The sequence below is a fragment of the Bacillus sp. C30 genome (genome assembly GCF_040838255.1).
Taxonomy (GTDB): Bacteria; Bacillota; Bacilli; order Bacillales; family Bacillaceae_G; genus Bacillus_A; species Bacillus_A mycoides.
The window spans coordinates 1-16,389 of the sequence record NZ_JBFPJH010000005.1 but is presented as its reverse complement, the minus strand read 5'-3'; the positions used below and the strand labels follow the sequence as shown (position 1 = coordinate 16,389).

At 36.5% G+C, this 16,389-nt stretch carries 16 protein-coding genes and 1 pseudogene; 12 read left to right on the top strand and 5 right to left on the bottom strand.

Annotated elements, in window-relative coordinates:
- The first annotated feature begins 31 nt into the window (after positions 1 to 31).
- Both sdaAB and sdaAA read left to right on the top strand, forming a co-directional pair.
- The gene (gene sdaAB / locus AB3X49_RS01300; protein WP_002088527.1) at positions 32 to 691 is read left to right on the top strand and encodes an L-serine ammonia-lyase, iron-sulfur-dependent subunit beta; all 660 of its coding nucleotides are present in this window, start codon (positions 32 to 34) and stop codon (positions 689 to 691) included.
- Positions 692 to 709: 18 nt separating this feature from the next.
- Complete coding sequence (sdaAA, locus tag AB3X49_RS01295) at positions 710 to 1,588, top strand: L-serine ammonia-lyase, iron-sulfur-dependent, subunit alpha (protein WP_002033842.1); 879 nt, start codon at positions 710 to 712, stop codon at positions 1,586 to 1,588.
- 57 nt (positions 1,589 to 1,645) lie between these two features.
- Here sdaAA and proI read toward each other — a convergent pair whose 3' ends face one another.
- Complete coding sequence (proI, locus tag AB3X49_RS01290) at positions 1,646 to 2,485, bottom strand: pyrroline-5-carboxylate reductase ProI (protein ID WP_002066991.1); 840 nt, start codon at positions 2,483 to 2,485, stop codon at positions 1,646 to 1,648.
- A gap of 166 nt (positions 2,486 to 2,651) precedes the next feature.
- On the opposite strand from proI, the gene AB3X49_RS01285 reads away from it, so the two are divergent.
- Both AB3X49_RS01285 and AB3X49_RS01280 read left to right on the top strand, forming a co-directional pair.
- Positions 2,652 to 3,605 carry an MBL fold metallo-hydrolase gene (locus AB3X49_RS01285; protein WP_002014957.1) on the top strand — a complete coding sequence of 318 codons (954 nt, stop codon included), beginning with the start codon at positions 2,652 to 2,654 and terminating at the stop codon, positions 3,603 to 3,605.
- Positions 3,606 to 3,614: 9 nt separating this feature from the next.
- Complete coding sequence (locus AB3X49_RS01280) at positions 3,615 to 4,397, top strand: SDR family NAD(P)-dependent oxidoreductase (protein ID WP_367960187.1); 783 nt, start codon at positions 3,615 to 3,617, stop codon at positions 4,395 to 4,397.
- A 29-nt stretch (positions 4,398 to 4,426) separates the two neighbouring features.
- On the opposite strand, the gene AB3X49_RS01275 is transcribed toward AB3X49_RS01280, so the two are convergent.
- On the bottom strand, positions 4,427 to 4,612 hold the full coding sequence (locus tag AB3X49_RS01275; RefSeq protein ID WP_002014960.1) for a YqzH family protein: 186 nt from the start codon (positions 4,610 to 4,612) through the stop codon (positions 4,427 to 4,429).
- Between the two features lie 224 nt (positions 4,613 to 4,836).
- Here AB3X49_RS01275 and argC point away from each other — a divergent pair, with 224 nt between their 5' ends.
- The 7 genes and pseudogenes from argC (at position 4,837) to AB3X49_RS01240 (ending at position 10,978) form a co-directional block, all read left to right on the top strand.
- Entirely contained in the window at positions 4,837 to 5,874 is a 1,038-nt protein-coding gene (argC, locus tag AB3X49_RS01270; RefSeq protein WP_002088517.1) for an N-acetyl-gamma-glutamyl-phosphate reductase, read from the top strand.
- A gap of 10 nt (positions 5,875 to 5,884) precedes the next feature.
- Positions 5,885 to 7,108, top strand: a complete 1,224-nt coding sequence (gene argJ, locus AB3X49_RS01265; protein WP_002014963.1) for a bifunctional glutamate N-acetyltransferase/amino-acid acetyltransferase ArgJ — start codon at positions 5,885 to 5,887, stop codon at positions 7,106 to 7,108.
- Positions 7,109 to 7,119: 11 nt separating this feature from the next.
- Positions 7,120 to 7,887: an acetylglutamate kinase gene (argB, locus tag AB3X49_RS01260; RefSeq protein ID WP_002143074.1), complete on the top strand. Its 768-nt coding sequence runs from the start codon at positions 7,120 to 7,122 to the stop codon at positions 7,885 to 7,887.
- A pseudogene (gene argD / locus AB3X49_RS01255) lies at positions 7,884 to 9,044 on the top strand (acetylornithine transaminase). The gene argB and the pseudogene argD overlap by 4 nt, the downstream one beginning before the upstream one ends.
- 12 nt (positions 9,045 to 9,056) lie before the next feature.
- Positions 9,057 to 10,007 carry an ornithine carbamoyltransferase gene (gene argF, locus AB3X49_RS01250; protein WP_002014968.1) on the top strand — a complete coding sequence of 317 codons (951 nt, stop codon included), beginning with the start codon at positions 9,057 to 9,059 and terminating at the stop codon, positions 10,005 to 10,007.
- 148 nt (positions 10,008 to 10,155) lie between these two features.
- Positions 10,156 to 10,707, top strand: a complete 552-nt coding sequence (locus AB3X49_RS01245; RefSeq protein WP_002088510.1) for a DUF2062 domain-containing protein — start codon at positions 10,156 to 10,158, stop codon at positions 10,705 to 10,707.
- Positions 10,708 to 10,765: 58 nt separating this feature from the next.
- Positions 10,766 to 10,978: a hypothetical protein gene (locus AB3X49_RS01240; protein ID WP_367960186.1), complete on the top strand. Its 213-nt coding sequence runs from the start codon at positions 10,766 to 10,768 to the stop codon at positions 10,976 to 10,978.
- A 24-nt stretch (positions 10,979 to 11,002) separates the two neighbouring features.
- On the opposite strand, the gene AB3X49_RS01235 is transcribed toward AB3X49_RS01240, so the two are convergent.
- Together AB3X49_RS01235 and AB3X49_RS01230 are read right to left on the bottom strand one after the other, a co-directional pair.
- Positions 11,003 to 11,449, bottom strand: a complete 447-nt coding sequence (locus tag AB3X49_RS01235) for a MarR family winged helix-turn-helix transcriptional regulator (RefSeq protein WP_002088507.1) — start codon at positions 11,447 to 11,449, stop codon at positions 11,003 to 11,005.
- A gap of 72 nt (positions 11,450 to 11,521) precedes the next feature.
- Positions 11,522 to 12,301, bottom strand: a complete 780-nt coding sequence (locus AB3X49_RS01230; RefSeq protein WP_367960185.1) for a GDSL-type esterase/lipase family protein — start codon at positions 12,299 to 12,301, stop codon at positions 11,522 to 11,524.
- 261 nt (positions 12,302 to 12,562) lie between these two features.
- Between AB3X49_RS01230 and cpdB the strand changes: the two genes are divergently transcribed.
- On the top strand, positions 12,563 to 14,935 hold the full coding sequence (gene cpdB, locus AB3X49_RS01225; protein WP_367960183.1) for a bifunctional 2',3'-cyclic-nucleotide 2'-phosphodiesterase/3'-nucleotidase: 2,373 nt from the start codon (positions 12,563 to 12,565) through the stop codon (positions 14,933 to 14,935).
- A gap of 53 nt (positions 14,936 to 14,988) precedes the next feature.
- On the opposite strand, the gene nhaC is transcribed toward cpdB, so the two are convergent.
- A complete protein-coding gene (nhaC, locus tag AB3X49_RS01220) occupies positions 14,989 to 16,362 on the bottom strand; it encodes a Na+/H+ antiporter NhaC (RefSeq protein WP_367960182.1) in 1,374 nt (457 codons plus the stop codon).
- Positions 16,363 to 16,389 lie beyond the last annotated feature (27 nt).

Sequence of the window (16,389 nt, the reverse complement as noted above, 5' to 3'; positions counted from 1 at the left end):
ATTTTTTCATAGAGGTTTAGGGGGAGTTATGATGAAGTATCGCTCAGTGTTTGATATTATTGGTCCGGTTATGATTGGTCCATCAAGTTCACATACAGCAGGCGCGGCAAGAATGGGGCAAGTTGCTCGTCAGCTGTTTCGTCATGAACCAGAGAGAGTTAGCATTTCATTATATGGTTCATTTGCAAAAACATACCGTGGTCACGGTACGGATGTAGCGCTAATCGGTGGAATACTAGGATTTGAAACAGATGATTTACGTATTCCAAGTGCGTTAGATATTGCAAAAGAACGCGGGATTGAAGTGGAATTCATTGAAGAAGATGCAAATGCTCCGCATCCAAATACAGCGAAAATTCGTCTGTATAAAGGTGAAGAGGAAATTGAAGTTGTTGCTTGCTCAATTGGTGGCGGTAAAATTGAAGTTGTAGAATTAAACGGATTCGATCTTCAATTAACAGGCACGAGTCCAGCACTACTTATTGTAAATAACGATCGCTTTGGTGCTATCGCAGCTGTAGCTTCAATCCTTGCTAAGCATGAGATTAACATAAGTACAATGAGTGTTTCTCGTAAAGAAAAAGGAAGAAGAGCGCTTATGGTCATTGAAACAGATGAATTATTAGCAGATGAAGTAATTGCGGAAATAAATGGGCAACAAAATATTTGTCAAGTAACTATTATGGATTAATTGCAGGGGGGACACACCATGTTTCGGAACGCAGCGGAACTAGTGGCGCAAGCTAAAGAGCAAAATGTAAAAATCGCAGAAATTATGATTCAATGTGAAATGCAAACAAGAAATATCTCACGTGAAGAAGTAATTGCTGGAATGGAAAAGAACTTAGTCGTGATGGAACAAGCAGTAGAACGCGGTATTCGTGGTGTAAAATCACCGACTGGTTTAACTGGCGGGGATGCTGTGAAAGTCCAAGCGTATATGCAGAGTGGAAAAGGCTTATCTGGAGATACGATTTTGGACGCAGTGAGTAAAGCTGTTGCGACAAATGAAGTAAATGCGGCGATGGGAATTATTTGTGCAACACCAACAGCAGGATCTGCTGGAACAGTGCCAGGTGTACTGTTTGCACTGCAAGAAAAATTACAGCCGACACGCGAAGAAATGATTGAATTTTTATTTACAGCAGGAGCTTTCGGTATGGTTGTTGCGAATAATGCTTGTATTTCTGGCGCGGCAGGAGGTTGCCAAGCTGAAGTAGGTTCAGCAAGTGGAATGGCAGCTGCAGCAGCAGTTGAGATGGCTGGTGGAACACAAGATCAAGCAGCTACAGCGATGGCGATTTCATTAAAGAATATGCTTGGTTTAGTATGTGATCCTGTTGCAGGGCTTGTAGAAGTACCTTGTGTAAAACGTAATGCAGCAGGAGCTGCGAATGCCATGATTTCAGCTGATTTATCATTAGCTGGTGTAACTAGTACAATTCCATGTGATGAAGTCATTGAGGCGATGTTTAGAATTGGACAAACGATGCCAGTAGCACTTCGTGAAACAGCAGAAGGTGGCCTTGCAGCAACACCGACAGGTCGTCGTTTGCAAGAAGAGATTTTTGGTAAGAGTAATAACTAAAAGCATATCATATGATTAAAGTAAAAACGGAGCTCAAATAAAGTTGAGCTCCGTTTTTTATTTTTCTTTTGCTATTTCTTCTAATGTTTTTCCAAGATCGTGTGATCGTTTCGTTGCTTGTGTAATACATGAGATTAATGCTTGTTGAAAATTATGCTCCTTTAATACTTCAATACCTGCTTCAGTTGTTCCGCCAGGAGAAGTAATTTCTTTTCGCAAAATAGAAGGGTGTTTTTCGCTTGCTTTTAGCATTTCAGCAGAACCAATCATCGTCTGAAGAATAAGAGATTTTGCAACATCTTCTTTTAAACCAATTTTTTTTGCTGCCTCTTCCAGTGCCTCTACCACGTAATAAATATAAGCTGGTCCACTTCCAGATAATGCAGTGATAGCATGCATATCTTCTTCTTCTACAACAGAGACGAGACCAATCGTTTCAAATAAAGATGTTGCAGTGCGAATATGTTCCTCCGTTGTGTGTTCTGAAGGTGAGATAGCGGTAGCGGATTTTAAAATGGCTGCAGATGTATTTGGCATTGCACGAATAATCGGAACGTCTTTTTGAAGTAGGTTTCTAATTGAATGAGTAGAAACACCTGCTAATAACGAAATAATAAGCAAGTCATTATTTATGTATTCTTTAAGAGGAATAACCGCTTCTGCGACATCTTTTGGCTTCATAGCTAGAAAAAGAATATTTGCATCAGCAAGTAATTCCTTTTTATTATGTGTACCTTTGACACCGTATTTTTTATGTAACTCCTGTAATCTTGTCTCGTTAGAACGATTACTTACAGTGACGTGTTCTCCCTTAACAACATTTGCGTTTAATAAGCCACCAATAATCGCTTCGGCAATAGAGCCTGCACCGAGAAAGGAAATGTTTTGCATAGACATGATGTGCCTCCTTTAAATTTGGTTAGAAATACTTATAAATGTACATACATTCGTTTTTTTATGGAAAAGACCTCTTTTTATCTGAAAATAATGACAAATTTATAGGGAAGTTGTAAACTGAAGAGGTATTCATTTTTGAACCGGAAAAAGACAGGGGGGGCTAAGCATGACGGCGATTCATCGAATGGAGATTCCTGTTCCATTTGCAGTTGAGACAGTGAATGTGTTTTTAGTTGAGGGAGAAACATTAACGTTAATTGATACAGGGACAAATACAGAAGAAGCAAAGAAAGCACTAGAAAGTCAATTAGGTGCATTAGGATATAAGATAGAAGATATTGAAACGGTAGTGATTACGCATCACCATGCGGATCATTGCGGACTTTTAAATACATTTTCTGAAAAAGTAAAGATTATCGGACATCCTTGGAATGAACCGTGGATTACACAGAATGCTGAATTTTTAAAGAGGTATCATGAATTTTTTAAAGAGACAGCCTTGCAGTTCGGCGTTCCAGCAGTATTTCTGAATGGTGAGGCGTTATTGACGACGAAGACACTTAAATATTCTTGTAATAGATCGTTAACACATACCGTGAGAGAGGGAGATCGTATAGATTCGTTACCTGGATTTACAGTGATTGAAACCCCGGGTCATGCTTCCACTCATATTTCATTATATAGAGAATCTGATGGAATATTAATTGGTGGGGATGCTCTCATTAGTCATATTTCTTCAAATCCAATATTAGAACCACCATATGAAGGGCAAACAGAAAGAGCGCATCCTTTATTGCAGTACAATCAAACGCTAAAACGTTTAAGTGAAATGAATATTTCACGGATTTTATCAGGGCATGGGGAAGATGTTCTGAATGTGAAACAACTTATTGAAACAAGATTACAAAAGCAAGAGACACGTGCTTTTAAAGTGCTTGAACTATTAAAGGAAAAGCCAATGACAGCATTTGAGGTGTGTGTAAAACTATTTCCGGTATTATATAAAGAGCAATTACCACTTACTATCTCAGAAACTGTTGGACAATTAGACTTTTTAGCATATAATCAACAGGTGATGATTGATGAATCTTCACAACAATTGATTTATTATGCAAAGTAGGTGACAGCAATGACGGGACGTTTACAAGAAAAAGTAATCGTCATTACAGGTGCTTCTAGTGGAATTGGAGAGCAGGTTGCAGAGCAAGGGGCGACGCCGGTATTAATGGCTCGAACAGAAGAGAAGCTACAAGCATTAGCAGACAAAATTAAAGTAACTTATAATACGCCTTGCTATTACTATGTATTAGATGTAAGTGAAGAAACGAAAGTACAATCTGTTTTTTCAAAGGTATTACAAGAAGTAGGACGTATTGATATATTGGTAAATAATGCTGGGTTTGGTATTTTTAAAACGTTTGAAGATGCTTCAATGGATGAAGTAAAGGATATGTTTCAAGTAAATGTATTTGGATTAGTAGCTTGTACGAAAGCGGTATTACCTAATATGGTAAAAAGGAACGAAGGACAAATTATTAATATTGCTTCATTGGCTGGAAAAATTGCAACTCCGAAGTCGAGTGCTTATGCAGCAACAAAACACGCTGTATTAGGATTTACGAATAGTTTACGTATGGAGTTATCTAACACAAATGTATATGTAACAGCAATTAACCCAGGACCGATAGATACGAACTTTTTTGAAATAGCCGATCAATCAGGTACATATGTGAAAAATATGGGACGTTACATGTTAAAACCAACATATGTAGCAGAACAAATCGTAAAGGCGATGCAAACGAAAAAACGTGAAGTAAACTTGCCGAAGTGGATGGGAATGGGGCCAAAGCTCTACGCATTATTCCCAGGTTTATTTGAACGCGTTGCAGGCAAATCATTAAGTAAAAAATAGGAGATTTCCATATGGAAATCTCCTATTTTTTATTTTCCAGTCACATAATCGTAAACGATATCCTCAACAGCCTCGTATACATCAATTTCAGTATTTGAATGAATTATCATTTGAATATGTTTAATTAGCATTTCCTGATCCTCTTTTGAAACAGGATTACATTGATATTGCCGAAAACTTTTTATAATCATTTTCTCAATTAATTTTTTATTCATGTTTTTCCCCGCCTGTATGTATACATGTATCGTTTTATTATACTTGAAGTGAAATGAAAATACTACTATGCACTATTTTTGCATAAAAATCCACTTGTATATATTGCTTTTATAGCGAGATTAATATTTTGAAGTTTTTAAAAATTATAAATATTTAATTGACTTTATAATTATGCAATATTATAATCAAACTTAATTTAAAGAATAGATATGAGGAGGAGCTTATGAAAGTCGCAATTATTGGAGCAACTGGATATGGAGGTATTGAGTTAATTCGGTTATTAGAGCAACATCCATATTTTTCGATAGCATCTCTCCATTCTTTTTCACAAGTTGGTGAATTTATAACAAATGTATACCCGCATTTTCGAAATGTTCTTGTCCATACGTTACAAGAAATTGATGCGGAGAAAATAGAGAAGGAAGCTGAAATTGTATTTTTAGCAACTCCAGCGGGAGTATCGGCAGAGTTAACACCAAAATTATTGGCAGTAGGTTTAAAAGTAATTGACCTATCTGGAGACTTTCGTATGATAGATCCCTCGTCATATGAATTGTGGTATAAAAGGCCAGCTGCACAGGAAGAACTTCTTAGGAAAGCAGTATATGGATTAAGTGAATGGAAAAGGCATGAGATCCAAAATGCAAATTTAATTGCAAACCCAGGATGTTTTGCTACAGCTGCATTATTAGCGGTAGCGCCGTTAGTACGTAGCGGCATGATTGAAGAAGCTTCGATTATTATTGATGCGAAATCAGGAGTATCTGGAGCGGGCAAAACGCCAACAACAATGACTCACTTTCCTGAGTTATACGATAACTTACACATTTATAAAGTTAATCAGCATCAGCACGTTCCTGAGATTGAGCAAATGCTTGCAGAGTGGAATCGTGAAACGAAGCCAATCACGTTTAGTACACATTTAATACCGATATCACGAGGGATTATGATTACACTTTATGCGAAAGTGAAAGAGGAAATGAAAATAGAGCAACTTCAAAAGTTGTATGAAGAAACGTATGAATACTCAGCTTTCGTTCGAGTTCGCTCGCAAGGAGAATTTCCAAGTCCGAAAGAAGTAAGAGGCTCAAATTATTGTGATATTGGGATAGCTTACGATGAAAGAACAGAAAGAGTTACGGTCGTTTCTGTTATAGACAATATGATGAAAGGTGCGGCAGGGCAAGCAGTTCAAAATGCAAATTTATTAGCGGGACTAGAAGAGACAACGGGTTTACAACATATGCCGCTTTATCCATAAGGGGGAAATTATGATTAAAGCATCGTCTATTACAAAATTAGCAAATGGTTCAATTGTTACACCAAAAGGCTTTTTGGCAATCGGTACTGCAAATGGTCTGAAAAAGGTGAAAAAGGATATGGGTGCAATCGTTTGTGAGGTGCCAGCATCATGTGCCGCTGTGTATACAACAAATCAAATACAAGCAGCGCCGTTGCAAGTAACGAAGGATAGCATAGCAGCAGAAGGGAAATTACAAGCAATTGTTGTAAATAGCGGCAATGCAAATGCTTGTACGGGGATGAAAGGATTGCAAGATGCTTATGAGATGCGAACATTAGGAGCGGAACACTTTGGAGTAAAAGAAAAGTACGTCGCAGTCGCTTCAACAGGTGTAATTGGAGTGCCTTTACCGATGGATATCATTCGAAAGGGAATTGAATCTCTTGTGCCAACAAAGGAAGTAAGTGAAGCTTATTCTTTTTGTGAAGCAATTTTAACGACAGATCTTATAACGAAAGAAACTTGCTATGAGATGATAATTGATGGGGAAGCAGTGATCATTGCTGGGGTCGCAAAAGGATCAGGGATGATCAAACCGAATATGGCAACGATGCTTAGTTTTATTACAACAGACGCCAATATAGAGCATGAAGTATTGCAAACAGCATTATCACAAATTACGAATCATACGTTTAATCAAATTACGGTGGACGGAGATACTTCTACAAATGATATGGTCATCGTTATGGCAAGTGGATTATCAGAAACGAAAACGATGAATATGGAACATGAAGACTGGGAAACTTTCGTAGTTGCTTTACAAAAGGTATGTGAAGATTTAGCGAAAAAAATTGCACAAGATGGTGAAGGTGCTACGAAGTTAATAGAAGTAAACGTGTTAGGGGCTAGAACAAATGAAGAAGCAAAGAAAATTGCAAAACAAATAGTCGGTTCCAGTCTTGTGAAAACAGCGATATACGGTGAGGACCCAAATTGGGGACGAATTATTAGTAGTACTGGACAGAGTGAAGTAATTATTAACCCAAATACAATTGATATCACTCTTCAATCTATCGCCGTATTAAAAAATAGTGAGCCTCAAATGTTTTCTGAAGAGGAAATGACAAAGAAATTACAAGAACATGAAATAAAAATTGATGTGTGTTTACATTTAGGAGATGAAACGGGATCAGCTTGGGGCTGCGACTTAAGTTATGAATATGTGAAAATAAATGCTTGTTATCGTACATAAGGAGAGAGAAGATGAGTGATTATATTGTAGTTAAATGTGGCGGTAGCATGTTGAATCGATTAAATAGTGTCTTTTTTGATTGTATAAAGAAATTGCAAAATAAGTATAAGGTTGTTATTGTCCATGGCGGTGGCCCAGAAATTGATGCCAAGTTAGAAGACTCTAATATCGAGATAGAAAAGAAAGATGGATTAAGAGTAACGCCGAAAGAGGTTATGGATGTTGTTCAAATGGTGCTATGCGGAAGTACGAATAAAAAATTCGTAATGAATTTACAAAAACATGATTTACTTGCGGTGGGGCTTTCAGGATGTGACGGTAATTTACTTCAAGTTCAACCTGTTGGCGAAGCGATAGGATATGTAGGAGAAGTAAGTTATGTAGAAACAGCCCTATTGAAAGGGTTGATAGATATGAATTATATTCCTGTCATTGCCCCAATTGGGATAAATGGTAATGAGGTTTATAACATAAATGCAGATACCGCTGCAGCTGGAATTGCAGCCGCACTATCTGCAAAAGAACTCATTTTTATAACGGACGTAGATGGAGTATTACACGAAGGAAGATTGGTAAAGAAAACGGATGAATATGAAATTCTTACTTTTATAGAACAAGGCGTCATCACAGGTGGAATGATTCCGAAAGTACAGGCGGCACTTACATCGTTAAAAATGGGAGTGAAAAAGGCTAGTATCGTAAATGGTACAAAGGATTTTACTGAAGTTACAGGAGAGTGTGTTGGAACTACGGTAACAAAAGGAGTGAGTATCGTATGACAAGCCATCTTTTTCAAACATATGGAAGAAGAGAAATTGAATTTCTAAAGGGCAATGGGGCGAAAGTTATTGATAAAAGTGGTGAGCAATATTTAGATTTCACTTCTGGTATTGGAGTATGTAACTTAGGACATTGTCATCCTACGGTTGTAAAGGCAGTAGAAAAGCAACTTAGAACTATATGGCATATATCTAACTTATTTACGAACTCCTTACAAGAAGAGGTCGCATCATTATTAACAGAAGATACAGCATTAGATCATGTGTTTTTTTGTAATAGCGGGGCGGAGGCAAATGAAGCGGCTTTAAAGCTAGCACGTAAGCATACTGGAAAATCTCTCGTAGTAACATGTGAGCAATCTTTCCACGGGAGAACATTTGGAACGATGAGTGCAACAGGGCAAGATAAAGTGAAAGAAGGATTCGGTCCATTACTTCCGTCTTTTTTACATATACCATTTAACGACATATGAGCATTAGAGGAAGTAATGAATGAAGAAGTTGCGGCGGTAATGGTAGAAGTTATTCAAGGAGAAGGAGGAGTAATATTAGCTGATCCATCCTTTTTGAAGGAAATTGAAAAACTATGTAACCAGTACAATGCTCTTTTTATTATAGATGAAGTACAAACTGGAATAGGCAGAACAGGAACACTATTCGCTTATGAGCAAATGGGAATAGTTCCTGATATCGTTACCATCGCAAAGGCGCTTGGGAATGGTATTCCAGTTGGAGCGATGATTGGCCGAAAAGAACTAGGTTCTTCTTTTACTGCCGGGTCACACGGTTCAACTTTCGGTGGGAATTATATTGCTATGACTGCAGCGAAAGAAGTATTGCAATTCATTAAGGAACAATCGTTTTTTAAAGAGGTACAGGAAAAGGGCGAGTACGTATTAAAGAAATTGCAAGAAGAATTACGACACGTTGAATGTGTTCAAAATATTCGTGGTAAGGGACTTATGATTGGAATCGAATGCAAGCATGAGGTTGCAAATGTCATAGAACAACTAGAAAAAGCAGGACTTCTCGTATTACAAGCAGGGCCTAATGTTATAAGACTATTACCACCACTTATTGTAACGAATGAAGAGCTAGAACAGGCAATATATATGATAAAAAGAGTGGTTTGTACAAAAAATGCATCAATAATATAAGGGGGAAATTTCATGTCAACTGTACAAGTACCGAAATTAAATACGAAAGATCTTTTAACGTTAGAAGAATTGACGCAAGAAGAAATCATTTCTTTAATTGAGTTCGCTATATATTTAAAAAAGAACAAGCAGGAGCCTTTATTACAAGGGAAAATATTAGGTCTCATTTTTGATAAACATTCAACCCGTACTCGCGTTTCTTTTGAAGCAGGAATGGTACAGCTCGGAGGACATGGAATGTTTTTAAGTGGAAAAGAGATGCAAATTGGCAGAGGAGAAACGGTGTCAGATACTGCGAAAGTACTATCTCATTATATTGATGGAATTATGATACGCACATTTTCGCATGCGGATGTAGAGGAGCTTGCAAAAGAGTCCAGTATCCCAGTTATTAACGGTTTAACTGATGATCATCATCCTTGCCAAGCATTGGCAGATTTAATGACGATATATGAAGAAGTTCATACGTTTAAAGGAGTTAAATTAGCTTATGTAGGTGATGGGAATAATGTATGTCATTCACTATTGCTAGCGAGTGCAAAAGTCGGAATGAATATGACTGTTGCAACTCCCGTAGGGTATGAGCCGAATGAAGAAATTGTTAAAAAAGCATTAGCGATTGCTGATGAAACAGGGGCTGAAATTGAAATTTTGCATAATCCTGAATTAGCGGTAAGTGGAGCAGATTTTATTTATACTGACGTTTGGATGAGTATGGGCCAAGAAGGAGAAGCAGAAAAATATACTTTATTCCAGCCTTTCCAAGTAAATAAAGAGCTTGTTATACATGCGAAGCAAACATATCGTTTCCTGCACTGCCTGCCTGCTCATCGTGAAGAAGAAGTAACTGGAGAGATTATAGATGGGCCACAGTCTATCGTTTTTGAGCAAGCTGGTAACAGGTTGCACGCGCAAAAAGCTTTATTAGTGAGTTTATTTAAAAATATAGAAGAGCCTTCCTAAAAGGGAGGTTTTTTTATATGGAAATGTCGGATGTATATTTAGTTAATTATCTCTATATCATTTATAATAAAAAGAGAAAACTAAATTTGTTTTTCATATCATGTAAGGACATACTAGATAAAAAAATATAGTTAAAGAGATGATGAATTTGAAAACAACTAAGAAAACATATTCGTTTTTTCAGCGGATGTGGAGAATATTAAAGTTTCAATATTTTAAGTTACTTCGATCGCCAGAAGGAGCAAAGAAAGTGTCGCTAGGTTTTGCTATTGGATTTGGTTTAGAAATGTTGGTGATTTATACGGCATCGCTCGTATATTTAATATTTTATCCAATTGTCAGGTTAGCAAAGGGATCTTTTCCAGCCGCAGTCATTGGTAATATTATTGGGAAAATATCGTTTCTCCCAGTATTTTTATTTCCGTTTGCTTATGCGCTAGGAAAAATGATTTACCCATTTCATGTACAGAAAATACATCATGAACCATTTACGATATCAGATTTGTTTTCGAGCCATATTTTTACGATGTTAAAGAGCTTATTACAGAGTGAAGTATATGTATTAATTGGTATGACGATAATAGGAATTGTGTTTGGGGTAATTTCATATTTCGTTGTGCATTATTTATATGAAAAGAATCGTAAGTTACGTTTGAAGAAAAGAAAGAAACAAGTGAGAGAACCACTTGTTCAAATATAAAGAATGTCACATTCATTTTCTCCTTTGAATATGTTTAAGAAAAAGGGGGAGAGAATGAATGTATTATTACTATGTACCTCAAGTATATCCATATACAAATTATTATCCTGTAACTGGAGTGAGACAGCAATTCGGAGTATATCCGCAGCAACAAATACAACAAATACAGCAAATGCAACAGCCTGAGCAGCAACTTGTTCAAGAACGAAAACCGTATTTAATGACATGGCCGTATTCAAATGTATACTATGGTAATTATTACGAATCATAAAGCTGCTTCTATTTAGAAGCAGCTTTATGCGTTTGTTTTCAAAATTAAATTTTGAATGGTTTTAAGAGAATAAATGAGCTTTTCGCGCTCTTCCTCAGATAATGTTTGAAAATTTTCTTTTAGTTTGCCTAAAATGAATTGCTGATACTGACTTACTAACATTTTCCCTTCAGTTGTTAGGGAAATTAAAATGACCCTTCGATCTTTTTCGCTATAATGACGCTCTATTAGCTCTTCTTGAATAAGTTTGTTTAATAGAGGGGTCATGTTTGGCCGTGAAATCGCTAGCCGCTTGCCAATTTCTGAAACTGCTAATGTACCATTTTCATGCAAAAGCAGTAACACTTGCGTATGTGATGGCGGCATATGTCTTTGAGAAGAAAACTCTCCAGGAAGCATAAATTTGCGATAAAAAAGAGGCACTAGCGAAAGAAGATGATCAACAATACGTTCCCACTCGCGTGATTCCATATAACGGCCCCCTTCCACTATCATTGTAACAAAAAAGACAAGGTATAAAAATAGAATTGTTTCATGGTAGCCTTAATATTTGTAGGATAACACTTGCTTTGTAAATATATTGGCAATAATCGTATAACCGTTATCATTTGGGTGTACTTGGTCAAATAGTAAATCTTTTTTATCCTTCGATATTAATTTGCGAATTGGTAAAACAATCGACGGTTGATGTGCTTTTGAAATAGAATAAATAGAATCATTCCAACCATCTAAAAACATATCTGCATAACTTGCGATGGAGTCATCTAGTTGTAAAGGGTTATAGAGTTCAGATAGAATGAGTAAAGCATTCGGATTTTGATCTCGAACGGTCTTTACAATATTTTTTACATCCGTTTCAAAACGGGCTTTTTCTTTATTTAACATTTTAATACCATCTATAACACCTACATCACGATTTAAGCGGAATAAATTATTTCCTCCAATATTAATAGTAATTATATTTGCTTCCCTAATTTTTTGTTGAACTTCTTCTGACTGGACTTTTTTAACGAGACGATCTGTAGTGAGACCATTTACACCGAGGTTTTCTACCGTAATTGGTTTATGAATTTGTCCTTCTAATTGTTTAGAAGCTAATTCGGCAAATCCCCCTTGTGTAGATCCATATCCTTTTGCAAGTGAATCACCTAATACGAGGTGATAAAAGGAATCATTCGTTTGCTTATCAATCCAGCTGGGAGCAGATGTTTTTTCTGTTTTTCTTTCATTTTCTTTTTGTTTTGTCTCATCGTTCTTTTCAAAATTAGAATAAGAAATGATTAGAAGGAGGAGACAAACAATTGTTAAGATGACTTTTTTCATAAATTCATCCTCCTTGTAATTGGTAATTGTATCATATTCAGCAGTATAAGCAATGTAAGGGCATATTATATATTTATGAAAACTTTACAGAAAATTTGTAGAAGTGTGTCAAAAAATATTGACGATATGAAAGCACTTTAGATATGATAATGTCAGATAAGGTGAAGATTATCGCTCTAATAGAAGAAAAAAGGTATGTGGTTAGAGACTGATAGAGATTCACTTCATTATTTTGGGGTAATTGTATAAGGGGGATTTTTTGTGAAAAAGTCAAAAAAAATGCTAGCTGGAGCAACACTTGCTATTGGCGTTATAGCACCGCAAGTGTTGCCAACAACAGCTCAAGCAGAGGAAAAAGCTGGGGAGAGTACAGTTAACTTACGGATTTTAGAAACATCAGATATTCACGTTAACTTAATGAATTACGATTATTATCAAACGAAAACAGATAATAAAGTAGGTCTCGTGCAAACTGCAACACTTGTTAATAAAGCACGTGAAGAAGCGAAGAACTCTGTCCTATTCGATGATGGGGATGCACTGCAAGGGACACCGCTTGGAGATTATGTAGCGAATAAAATAAATGATCCGAAGAAGCCTGTGGATCCTAGTTATACACATCCATTATATCGTGTAATGAATTTAATGAAGTATGACGTCATCTCTCTTGGGAATCATGAATTTAACTACGGTTTAGACTATTTAAACAAAGTAATTAGTAAAACAGAGTTCCCAGTTATTAACTCAAACGTCTATAAGGATGATAAAGATAATAATGAAGAGAACGACCAAAACTACTTTAAACCATATCATGTTTTTGAAAAAGAAGTAGAAGATGAATCAGGTCAAAAACAAAAAGTGAAAATTGGCGTAATGGGATTTGTTCCACCTCAAGTTATGAACTGGGATAAAGCGAATTTAGAAGGAAAAGTGAAAGCAAAAGATATAGTTGAAACAGCGAAGAAAATGGTGCCAAAAATGAAAACAGAAGGTGCAGATGTTATCGTTGCACTAGCGCATTCCGGTGTTGATAAGAGTGGATACAACGTTGGTATGGAAAACGCGTCGTATTATTTAACAGAAGTTCCTGGTGTAGATGCAGTATTAATGGGACATTCACATACTGAAATGAAGGATGTATTTAATGGTGTTCCAGTTGTAATGCCTGGTGTCTTTGGAAGTAACCTAGGTATTATTGATATGCAATTGAAAAAGGTAAATGGAAAATGGGAAATACAAAAAGAGCAATCGAAGCCGCAACTTCGTCCGATTGCTGATAGTAAAGGGAATCCATTAGTACAATCCGATCAAAAATTAGTTAATGAAATTAAAGATGATCATCAAGCGACAATTGATTATGTCAATACAGCTGTAGGAAAAACGACAGCGCCAATTAATAGTTATTTCTCATTAGTACAAGATGATCCGTCTGTACAACTTGTGACAAATGCACAAAAATGGTATGTAGAAAAGTTGTTTGCTGAAAATGGACAGTATAGCAAATATAAAGGAATTCCAGTTTTATCTGCGGGCGCACCATTTAAAGCGGGGGGCCGAAACGGTGCTACATATTATACGGATATTCCTGCTGGAACGTTAGCAATTAAAAACGTGGCAGATTTATATGTATATCCAAATACGTTATATGCTGTAAAAGTAAATGGGGCACAAGTGAAAGAATGGCTTGAAATGTCTGCAGGTCAGTTTAATCAAATTGATTCAAAGAAAACAGAAGAACAGCCGTTAGTAAATATAGGCTATCCTACATATAACTTTGATATTTTAGATGGCTTAAAATACGAAATTGATGTAACACAACCGGCGAAATACGATAAAGATGGAAAAGTTGTAAATGCAAATACGAATCGTATTATAAATATGACGTATGAAGGGAAGCCAGTAGCTGATAATCAAGAGTTCATCGTCGCTACAAATAACTATCGTGGAAGTAGCCAAACGTTCCCAGGTGTAAGTAAAGGGGAAGTTGTATACCAATCACAAGATGAAACACGTCAAATCATTGTGAAGTATATGCAAGAAACACCAGTTATTGATCCAGCAGCCGATCAAAACTGGACATTTAAGCCGATTGTTGCAGATAAATTAAATACAACATTCGATTCTTCACCAAATGCACAAAAGTATATAAAGAAAGATGGGAAAATATCATATGTTGGACCATCTGAAAATGAATTTGCTAAATATGCAATTGATATAACGAAGAAGAACGATGATGATAAGGAAACTGGTGGAGAGAATCCAACAACACCGCCAACAGGTGAAGGCAATAATGGAGAGAATCCAACGACACCACCAACAGGTGAAGGCAATAATGGAGAGAATCCAACGGCACCGCCAACAGGTGAAGGCAATAACGGAGGAAATCCAACGACACCACCAACGGATGAAGGTAATACTGTTAATGAACCAAAACAAGATGGAAACAACGCGGGATCTGGACAAACTACAACAGATAATCAAAATGAAAAAGAAACAACGAAAGTAAGTGAAGGTAAAGAAGAACGTGATTTACCGAAAACAGGTACAAGTGTTGCTTCTACAATTGGAGCAGGTCTGGCGTTTGTTGGAGCGGGATTACTTATGTTATTTAGAAGAAAGAAAGCGAATAGATAGTACAGTATTGTAAAAAGGATTACCGTAATCGGTAATCCTTTTTTTCGTATATATTATGAAACTGGTACTGTTTTTTCTTTCTTCCATGAAAGACCAAATCCAGTGAAACCAACAATAATTGTTAAGACCGGGCAAGCTAAACAGAAGATTGCGAATGGAACGTAATCAAATGTCGGAACGCCGAGGACGTTCGATAAGAATACGCCACTTACTCCCCATGGTACGAGCGGGTTAATAACTGTACCTGCATCTTCTAATACTCGTGATAAATTACGACGTTCTAAACCGACTTCATCGTATTTGTTAGCGAATGCTTGTCCTGTTAAAACGATTGATAAGTATTGTTCGCCAAGTAAGAAGTTTACACCAATTGCAGTTGAAGCAGTAGAAATAATTAAGCGTGTACTATTTTTTACGAAGCTAGAGATGATATTCATCAGCTGCGTGATAATGCCCATTCCTTGTAGTAATCCTCCCATACAAAGAGCTAGGAAAATAAGAGCAATCGACATCATCATACTTTGTAGACCACCGCGAGATAGTAAGCTATCAATGTCTTTAATACCAGTTTTAGAAACGTAGCCGTCTTGCATAATTTTCATTAAATCAGCTAAAGAAGTGCTAGGTTTAAAAATAAAGAGAATAATAATTCCTACCACAATTCCTGCAAGCAATGTTGGAACTGCTGGAACTTTTTTAAATGCGAATAGGAACAGTAATAAAATTGGAATAAGTGTAACGATAGAAATCGTTGTGTTTTTTTCTAACGTGCTAATAAAGTTAGTGAAGTCAACGTCTCCACTAATACCGCTTCCTAAAATGAAAAATGCGATAAAAGCAATAATGAAAGCAGGAACTGTTGTCCAAAGCATGTTGCGAATATGCTCAAATAAATCTACACCCGTTACAGCAGGAGCTAAGTTTGTTGTATCAGATAAAGGAGACATTTTATCTCCAAAGAATGCACCAGAAATAATTGCACCAGCGATTAGAGCTGGATCGTATCCGAGAGCACTACCCATTCCCATAAAGGCAAGCCCTACTGTTGCTGCAGTTGTAAAGGCACTACCGATACTTGTTCCAACAATTGCACAAACAACAAAAACAGTTGGGACGAAAATTTTAGGAGATACAAGCTGGAAGCCGTATACCATTAAAGTTGGAATTGTTCCAGCAGCGATCCAAACACTAATTAATACGCCCACAAGTAAGAAAATAAAAATAGATGGAATACCAGCTGAAATACTACTGATCATCCCTTTTTCCATAGTAGACCAAGATATTTTTTTCATAAATCCAAATGCTAATAAAAGAACGATACCAAATAAAATTGGGATGTGTGGTGAAACTTCTAATTGGATAACACTAAAGCCAATACAGAAAAAGATAAATAATGTTAAAAGAACAGATTCAATTTTTGAAACCATTGTTTTTCCCTCCTAAGTAATTTAAAA

Bases quoted from the DNA above. Each gene is read 5' to 3' on its own strand.
- sdaAA (WP_002033842.1), top strand. From the start codon at position 710: ATGTTTCGGAACGCAGCGGAACTAGTGGCGCAAGCTAAAGAGCAAAAT.
- proI (WP_002066991.1), bottom strand. From the start codon at position 2,485: ATGTCTATGCAAAACATTTCCTTTCTCGGTGCAGGCTCTATTGCCGAA.
- AB3X49_RS01280 (WP_367960187.1), top strand. From the start codon at position 3,615: ATGACGGGACGTTTACAAGAAAAAGTAATCGTCATTACAGGTGCTTCT.
- argJ (WP_002014963.1), top strand. From the start codon at position 5,885: ATGATTAAAGCATCGTCTATTACAAAATTAGCAAATGGTTCAATTGTT.
- AB3X49_RS01285 (WP_002014957.1), top strand. From the start codon at position 2,652: ATGACGGCGATTCATCGAATGGAGATTCCTGTTCCATTTGCAGTTGAG.
- nhaC (WP_367960182.1), bottom strand. From the start codon at position 16,362: ATGGTTTCAAAAATTGAATCTGTTCTTTTAACATTATTTATCTTTTTC.
- AB3X49_RS01235 (WP_002088507.1), bottom strand. From the start codon at position 11,449: ATGGAATCACGCGAGTGGGAACGTATTGTTGATCATCTTCTTTCGCTA.
- argF (WP_002014968.1), top strand. From the start codon at position 9,057: ATGTCAACTGTACAAGTACCGAAATTAAATACGAAAGATCTTTTAACG.
- argB (WP_002143074.1), top strand. From the start codon at position 7,120: ATGAGTGATTATATTGTAGTTAAATGTGGCGGTAGCATGTTGAATCGA.
- AB3X49_RS01240 (WP_367960186.1), top strand. From the start codon at position 10,766: ATGTATTATTACTATGTACCTCAAGTATATCCATATACAAATTATTAT.
- argC (WP_002088517.1), top strand. From the start codon at position 4,837: ATGAAAGTCGCAATTATTGGAGCAACTGGATATGGAGGTATTGAGTTA.
- AB3X49_RS01230 (WP_367960185.1), bottom strand. From the start codon at position 12,301: ATGAAAAAAGTCATCTTAACAATTGTTTGTCTCCTCCTTCTAATCATT.
- AB3X49_RS01275 (WP_002014960.1), bottom strand. From the start codon at position 4,612: ATGAATAAAAAATTAATTGAGAAAATGATTATAAAAAGTTTTCGGCAA.
- sdaAB (WP_002088527.1), top strand. From the start codon at position 32: ATGAAGTATCGCTCAGTGTTTGATATTATTGGTCCGGTTATGATTGGT.